Origin of the sequence: uncultured Streptococcus sp. (assembly GCF_915066115.1) — a bacterium.
GTDB lineage: Bacteria > Bacillota > Bacilli > Lactobacillales > Streptococcaceae > Streptococcus.
Window position 1 is genome coordinate 1 of sequence record NZ_CAJZDT010000110.1, and the last position, 6,393, is coordinate 6,393.

The 6,393-nt window shown below is 37.3% G+C and carries 4 protein-coding genes and 2 pseudogenes; all 6 read right to left on the minus strand.

Annotated elements, in window-relative coordinates:
- Positions 1 to 750: pseudogene (locus QZ565_RS07510) on the minus strand (CHAP domain-containing protein); the annotation flags it as partial.
- An 11-nt stretch (positions 751 to 761) separates the two neighbouring features.
- Positions 762 to 3,119, minus strand: coding sequence for a VirB4-like conjugal transfer ATPase, CD1110 family (locus QZ565_RS07515; protein ID WP_295527741.1), 2,358 nt, complete (start codon positions 3,117 to 3,119; stop codon positions 762 to 764).
- Positions 3,070 to 3,429 carry a PrgI family protein gene (locus QZ565_RS07520; RefSeq protein WP_001097589.1) on the minus strand — a complete coding sequence of 120 codons (360 nt, stop codon included), beginning with the start codon at positions 3,427 to 3,429 and terminating at the stop codon, positions 3,070 to 3,072. Before QZ565_RS07520 ends, QZ565_RS07515 begins: the two co-directional genes overlap by 50 nt.
- 53 nt (positions 3,430 to 3,482) lie before the next feature.
- Positions 3,483 to 4,337 (minus strand): conjugal transfer protein TrbL, encoded by an 855-nt coding sequence (locus tag QZ565_RS07525; protein ID WP_001054257.1) that lies wholly within the window; start codon positions 4,335 to 4,337, stop codon positions 3,483 to 3,485.
- Positions 4,338 to 4,353: 16 nt separating this feature from the next.
- Positions 4,354 to 4,596, minus strand: a complete 243-nt coding sequence (locus QZ565_RS07530) for a hypothetical protein (RefSeq protein ID WP_000627865.1) — start codon at positions 4,594 to 4,596, stop codon at positions 4,354 to 4,356.
- Between the two features lie 20 nt (positions 4,597 to 4,616).
- Positions 4,617 to 6,386 (minus strand): annotated as a pseudogene (locus QZ565_RS07535) (VirD4-like conjugal transfer protein, CD1115 family); the annotation flags it as partial.
- Positions 6,387 to 6,393 lie beyond the last annotated feature (7 nt).

Here is a 6,393-nt window from a genome sequence, read left to right on the forward strand (position 1 = left end):
CGTGTTTGTCGTTGTTTTCTTGGTAAAACGCCCTGTTGCTTGTCTTGTTTTGACGCTGGCTTTTCCAAGATTATAAGAAAGCCGACTGTAGCGTTTCCCTTTTCTAATGGTCTCTTGAAGTGTGCGATAGCCTTCTAAATCTTCATTTTCTGAAGCTAACTCTCCACCTTCACGTCCAAGGACATAAAGAAAAGTTTTGGCTTTCCTACTGACTTTTTTGGACTTATAGGCTTGTTTAGTAGATTTTAGATTCTCTTTGGCGGCCTTGACTTCTTTCTTAGCTTTTAATTCTTCTAAACTCTTCTCTTGAAAGAAAAAATTAGATTTATGTTTCGATTCCTGACCGTAGAGAAATTTTTGATTGGTTTTTCTTTCTTTACGACTCTCTTTTCTTTCTTCTTTTGCTTCTACCTTGGCTTCTCTAAATTGCTTCTTGGCTATTTTCAATCGTTTCCTAGCATGAGGCAATCGTCTGTCTCTTAATTCTTTACGATTCAAAAGAGATGGAGGACTATTTTGAAGAATATGATTGTAGTCTTCATTTGCTTGTTTTACTCTCTCCTTTGAAGCTTCTCTCATCTCCTCTAGCTTTTCTTTTATCTCTTTTTTCCATGCTTTATTATCCAGTACAGCGGAATCTTTTTTCTGTTTCTTCACCTCCTTCTTTCCTTTTTTCAAGAATTTTTTCTCATCTTTTAGGCTTCTTCTAAATGCCTTTCGGGCACGTATAATTTCTCTTTTATCCTTCATTTACCTTCCCCTTAATTAGAAGCCATTTTATCAGGATCCGTACTCATGATATCAAACAATTGAGTACCTTGAGGAATCTTATTTTTAAAAGGAACGACAACTGAACCAGCTTTTATTAGTCCTGCGCCTTTTTCTGGATTGACAAGGTATTTTTCGAGTTCTTTTGACAAGCCTAAGAGTTGAACCAGTTCTTCTCTGTCATTTTTTGCTTGCTTGAGGAGAATCATAAATTCACTATTTGCAATAATTCGTCTACCATTTGGATCTAACAATAAGGTTTCGACATTTTGGGTTATCCCAGTCGGACTGGCTCCATATTTTCTGACACGACTCCACAATTTAAAGAAGAAATCACTGGCATATTTATCTAGTAAGAGAAGCTGCATTTCATCAAAATAAATCCAGGTCTTCTTCCCTAATTTTTGGTTCCGAACGACACGATTCCATATCTGATCAAAAACCACCATAAGGGCGATTTGTTTCAGCTCATCTCCTAACTTTTTAACGTTATAAATCAAGAAATTAGATCCTGTCTGAATATTGGTCTTATGAGAAAAAATATCAAGAGAACCTTCGACATACAGTTCCATATCAAGTGCCAAATTCTGCGCTTCTTCTTCTGGCTGTTGACTCAAGACAAAAACCCATTCTTCCAAAGAAGGCTCTTTAAATGACTGATAGGTGAGTCTGGTAACTCGGTCGATAATCGATTTTTCTCTTCCATCCATTTTTCTATCCAATAACTTGCCGATAAAGGATAAAAGAAATTCTGATTTTACCTTTACAGGATCTTCATCCATATTTTCCTCAGACAAGTCAAGGACATTGAGATAAGTTTGGGAATCGGGCGCAATATCAATCATTTCTCCACCAAAAGCCCGTCCAATGACACTGTACTCTGCTTCTGGATCAACGATGATAATTTCTGTATTTTCACCAGATTCTTTGATTTTTGTCGTGATAATCTCATGCTTGGTTGCCATGCCTTTCCCAGCTCCAGATGTTCCTAAAATCAGACCAGACGGTGTATTTAATAGGCTGCGATCAATGGTAATAATATTGCTTGAGATTTGATTGATACCGTAATATTTCCCACTGCGGTCTTGTAAGTCTACTGAAGTCCAAGGAGAGTTCACTGCTACATTGGATGTTAATAAACTCCGTGATACTCCCTCTAAAAAATCACAACCAAATGGCAGCAAACTATTAAAGGCTGCTTCTTGCATATATGGAAGTTTATCAATCATTAGGTCATTTGAGCCGGCCACTTGTTGAATCGTGTCTAGAGCTTGTTTAAGTTCTTCTTCATCCTGACCAAAAACACCAATCAAAAAGACTGTTTGAAATAGTTTATCTCCTGTCTCTGTCATGGTTTTTAAGAGTTCTTCAGCTTCATCGATATTGCTTTCTAATACATGACCTACTTTTTCCAAATAGATACCTGTACGAGCTAGTTTTTGTTGTTCCCCAATCTTTTGGGATTCCATTAAGGTCTTCTTTGTTCGTAGTTTCTTCATGGCATCCGCCTTGGTCGAGCTTTGAGCATGGAGGCTCACAATCAATTCCAAATCTCCTTGCATGAGGTCTCTAATAAACTGATCCCCTAATTCCATACCGTAGTCTCTCACATAGACAATCTGTAATAAGCGGTCATTGATTTGTAGGTAATTCTTGTTTTTAAAATCCAAGAGATTAGGGGCTATGAAGTGACGAGTTGTCTGACCAGATCTCGTTAAATCACGGTAAGAAAAAGGAAGATGGTGTTCTCCTCTAAGCATGTCTGCCAACAAGTTGACACGGTCTTCTCCAGCCAAGGATTCAAATCGAGCGTCAATTTCTGAAAAGCCACTCTTGAAATATTCTCCAATTTGAGACAAGGAACGATAGGCTTGTTTTGGATTAGAATCCTTTCTACCAAAACTAATCAGTTTCACAGCTGAAAAGTTATTTTCACCACTGTCTAAATTCTGATTCATCATCCGATTCAATTCTTTACGATAGGTATCATACCCATCTTCTTTTTCCTCATACAAAACACTTTGTCTAAACTTTTCTAAATTTAATCTTTTATTAAAGATGGTCAATTGGAAGTTGGTTTGGTCGTCTAAGGAGTTAATCAAATCAGAATACTTCTCAATGATTGCCCCCTTATCTTCTAAACCAACGGTCTGGTAATTGACATCTCCAAGTAAATAGCTTTGTGAGAAATAATCTTCTTTTACCTGCATCAGACCATTTTGATACAGGGCTTGATAGGAAAGAGTATTAGCCGTAGAGGGTAACACTTCCTCTTTTTTCCCTTTAGTTACTTCCTTTTTATTAGTCATTGAAGTTTTTTGTTTCTTTAATGTATTTGATTTTCTTTTCATGTTCAGGTCCTTTCTTTCCTGTAATTGTGCGTAGGGGAACCGTTAATTCAAAATGAAGACGGTATTTCAAATAATGTTCAAAATATAAATCATTGGGTTTATAGACTCCAAAAAGCATGAGGGGGATGGTAAAAGCAAACACAAAACCGTAAACAAACCAATCTCCAAATTGCCAGAAAAAGAGATTCAAGCCCAAAACAATAATTGTGACAATAAAGGCTGGTAAAACAAAGATGATTTGCCTTGTGGTGAAGCCTAACCAAGCCCTGTGTTGGTATTTTGAGATGTCTTTAAAGACACGTGTATTCATGACTTTCCTTTCTAAAAAGGCTAAGAAGCAATCACTTCCTAGCCTTTATCTAATTACATACCTAAGATTGAGCGAGCCGTACGTTGAGAACCAACGAGGGCAATAATCAGTAAGATAGCTTGTACCAAACTACCAAACATAATCGCAAGAGATTGCAGGACTCCTGCACCATTTGAAACAGCTATTTTCCCAGCAGATTCAAACAAAGGAACAAGAGAAACAATCAGAAAAATAAGAACCCCTTGTACTGCATAGACCATAATATTTTTTAAATAGCCAATACCAATAGACTTCCATTCATCACTTAAAAATGTTGGAATCGTAAGAGGGGCAAATGGGATCATAAGATAGAGTTGAATAAATCGAATAGATACCAAAAGATTGACCATGGCTGCACTTACTATCCGAACAAGCCAAATGAGGAGGGCGAAAAATCCCACAATCATCCGGCCAATAAATCCTGAACCTTTTAATCCAGAGATGGTATCATACTTTGCCCCACCGTGAGCCACAATCGATGCCACTTGTTCAATGGCGTGACTCGCAATCCCGATGATGGCTTCTACAATCACGGTAGTGTTGGTAATTACAACTGCGACCATAATATAACTAATCAACATCGGCGCTAAGGCTTCAAAGGTCATCGCTCCACCAGAGTTAGCAATTTTCTTTGCCATCTTCGAAAATTCTAGGATGAGAACAACCGATAAAATCGCAACTCCAAGAGGCTGCATGACACTTTTAGTAATACTAGACATATAAGTCCAAACGGTTGGATTGTAGCTAGATAGAGATTTAATCAAATCTACCGTAGATTGTAAATCTACATTAAATCCTTCAAATAAATTTTCAGCTGATATTTTTTCAGATGCAAGGTAAACAAAGGGTGAGACTAAACTAAGATTCATGTCATTGTTTATCCTCCTAAATTGAAATCTGGGTTACAAAGGCTCCAGCAGCCCCAACCATAACACCACCGACAATTTCAAGAATGGCATTCCGAACACCTGGTCCACCGTCTTTAATGTTGGTTGCAAGATTGACAATCCCCACTACAACGAGAAAAGCACCAACCGCAATCAATCCCTTCTGTAACAAAGACATAGCTTGTGCAAACATAGCACTTGCGTCTACTCCATAAACAAAACCTTTAAAATGCGTAATCATCTATTTCCTCTTTTCTATTTTTATTTTAAACTAGATTCAAAAGTTAAATCACGAATTCTAAGGCCTTCAAGATGATTTTCTTGTCTTTGATTCAAAGGATTGATTTGATAGTTCCACCACCGTTCATCTGTTTCTAGATTAGCTAGGTACTTCCAGTTTGGATGCTTAGTGGAATTGTATTTTTTACTTTTAAAGACAGGCATATTGGCAATTCGAACCAAGCATTCATGCCGTTTCATATTTCCGACTTCATCAGGTGTCATTAAATCACGAGCAATCTTTTGATGAGAAAGGGATCCTGAACCTGTCTGGCCAAAGGAACGATTAGTATTTCGAACATCAATGGTTTGTTTACCGAGTAAGCCACTCATAAATTTAAAGGTATCTTCATCATTACCACCTAAGTAGACTAAGCTATCACAGTTCCCCAAAATGGTTTTCCAAGCTTCTTTTTCTTTATAGAGCCCTTGAAGTTGGGCAATATTTTGAAGAATTGGAACGAGACTCATATTTCGAGAACGGACTGTTGAGGTTTGTTCAGCAAAATCTGGAATTTCTCCGATATTTGCGAACTCATCTAAGTAAACTCTCACATGAAGAGGCAATTGACCCTTAAAATCAATATCTGCTTGTCTTGTTAGGGTTTGAAATGCGGTTGAAAAAAAGAGGGCTGAAAGAAAGCGAAAGGTACTATCGTTATCTGGGATAACTAAGTAAACCATTGATTTTTCCTTGCCCCATGTCTTCATATCAAGGGTATCTCTTTTGGTCAAATCCATGACACTTTGAATATTGAAGAGGGCAAATTTAGCAGTGGTTACAGCTATAACAGAATCCAGAGTCTTATCCTTATAATTTTGGAAATCTGCCCAATTTCGCATGGTAAAATTTTCAGTCCCATACTTTTTAGCATAATTTTCAAATAGAATTTCTAAGACACTTTTTTCTTGGTTTTCACCTTTGGATAAGTGTTTAATGAGTTTTGAGATTTCAGCAAAACTTGGATAACGCCCTCGTTTTTTTCGCTCTTCCACTTCTTTTTTTTGACGTTTCAACAAGTTTTGGTATTCTTTTTGACTTAAACGACCTTCTTCAATGAGCTGTTCTCTTGTTTTGGGTGGATTATAGAAATCGACCAAGTAAGAGGCTAAAGCACGGACTAAAGTCATAGAAGCTTCATCCCAAAATGGATCACTACGAGAGCCAGAGCCTTTGGTGTTATTGAAATAAACCGTCAGCATGCGATTCAAATCATTTTCTGTCTCTATATAGCGAAAAGGATTGAAGCCATCTGAGTTCTTCATATTGACTAAATCTAGCACCTTTACTTGGTAGCCATGTTCTAAAAAGAGTTTGCCTGTTTTTTCAGCTAAGTGATCTTTAGGGTCCACTACAATATTAGAACTATTCATCTGAATCAGATTGGGTTTCACAAAGCGAAATGTCTTCCCACTTCCTGAACCTCCGATCACCGCAATATTCTTATTTCTATCATATTGGGGTGATTTTTTATCTAATAATGTCAAACGAACATCTTGTGCTAAGATCGTATCATGAGAAAATTCCTTACCGTAAAAGAACTTCTTTTCTTTTAGAGTTCCAAAACGGGCGCTCCCGTATTCTACCCCTTCTCGGTATTGTTTTTTTCCAGTCTCTAAATAGAGATAAACCAGCAGCATCATCACAAAGCCTAGTAGAAAAAAAGCACTTGATTTTCCAGTAAAAGAAACATTCCATGGCGACTGAAGAACTTCATCTTGACCTTCAATCAGAAGATGAGTCCATCTATCTCAGATC